Below are 1,450 nucleotides of genomic sequence, written 5' to 3'. Positions count from 1 at the left end.
GCTGCCGCAGCTTCGGTGCATAGTTTAGCCCCGTTACATCTTCCGCGCAGGCCGACTCGACCAGTGAGCTATTACGCTTTCTTTAAATGATGGCTGCTTCTAAGCCAACATCCTGGCTGTCTGAGCCTTCCCACTTCGTTTCCCACTTAACTATGACTTTGGGACCTTAGCTGGCGGTCTGGGTTGTTTCCCTCTTCACGACGAACGTTAGCACCCGCCGTGTGTCTCCCGTGATAACATTCTTCGGTATTCGTAGTTTGCATCGAGTTGGTAAGTCGGGATGACCCCCTAGTCGAAACAGTGCTCTACCCCCGAAGATGAGTTCACGAGGCGCTACCTAAATAGCTTTCGGGGAGAACCAGCTATCTCCCGGTTTGATTGGCCTTTCACCCCCAGCCACAAGTCATCCGCTAATTTTTCAACATTAGTCGGTTCGGTCCTCCAGTTAGTGTTACCCAACCTTCAACCTGCCCATGGCTAGATCACCGGGTTTCGGGTCTATACCCTGCAACTCATTCGCCCAGTTAAGACTCGGTTTCCCTACGGCTCCCCTATACGGTTAACCTTGCTACAGAATATAAGTCGCTGACCCATTATACAAAAGGTACGCAGTCACCCCACCCCAAAGCACATTCACTGCTTGTTTTGTGTGTTGGACGTCGCAAAAAGCGCTCCGTCAACGCGTGTTGAATGCCACTTCAAAGTTGTCCTCAACACCAGAAAATGCTTTGGTGGTGGGGCTCCCACTGCTTGTACGTACACGGTTTCAGGTTCTATTTCACTCCCCTCGCCGGGGTTCTTTTCGCCTTTCCCTCACGGTACTGGTTCACTATCGGTCAATCAGGAGTATTTAGCCTTGGAGGATGGTCCCCCCATATTCAGACAGGATAACACGTGTCCCGCCCTACTCGTCGAGTTCACAACACTAACACCTTCGGATACGGGGCTATCACCCTTTACTGCCGGACTTTCCAGACCGTTCTCCTGATGCTAATGCTGATTAAGACTCTGGGCTGCTCCCCGTTCGCTCGCCGCTACTAGGGGAATCTCGGTTGATTTCTTTTCCTCGGGGTACTGAGATGTTTCAGTTCCCCCGGTTCGCTTCGTTTGACTATGTATTCATCAAACGATAGTGCAACGAATTGCACTGGGTTTCCCCATTCGGAAATCGTCGGTTGTAACGGTTCATATCACCTTACCGACGCTTATCGCAGATTAGCACGTCCTTCATCGCCTCTGATTGCCTAGGCATCCACCGTGTACGCTTAGTCGCTTAACCTCACAACCCGAAGGTGTCTTTTTTGTCACTCGACACAAAACCCGACGGCTTTTGTCTGTTGACGACATCTTCAAGTTGAGATTTTTGAGAGACTCTCACATTGTTTAAGCGATAAACAATGTGCGTTGTTTTCAATTTTCAGCTTGTTCCAGATTGTTAAAGAGCATAATT

Annotated in this window: 1 rRNA gene; it reads right to left on the bottom strand. The window is 49.9% G+C overall.

The features are described 5' to 3' along the window. Positions 1 to 1,279: ribosomal RNA gene (locus PR800_RS19355) — 23S ribosomal RNA — on the bottom strand; the annotation flags it as partial. Between the last annotated feature and the right edge of the window lie 171 nt (positions 1,280 to 1,450).

Origin of the sequence: Providencia sp. PROV205 (assembly GCF_028479505.1) — a bacterium.
In the GTDB taxonomy this organism is placed as follows: domain Bacteria; phylum Pseudomonadota; class Gammaproteobacteria; order Enterobacterales; family Enterobacteriaceae; genus Providencia; species Providencia huaxiensis.
The sequence above is the reverse complement of the archived record's forward strand: the minus strand, read 5'-3'. Positions and strand labels throughout refer to the sequence as shown.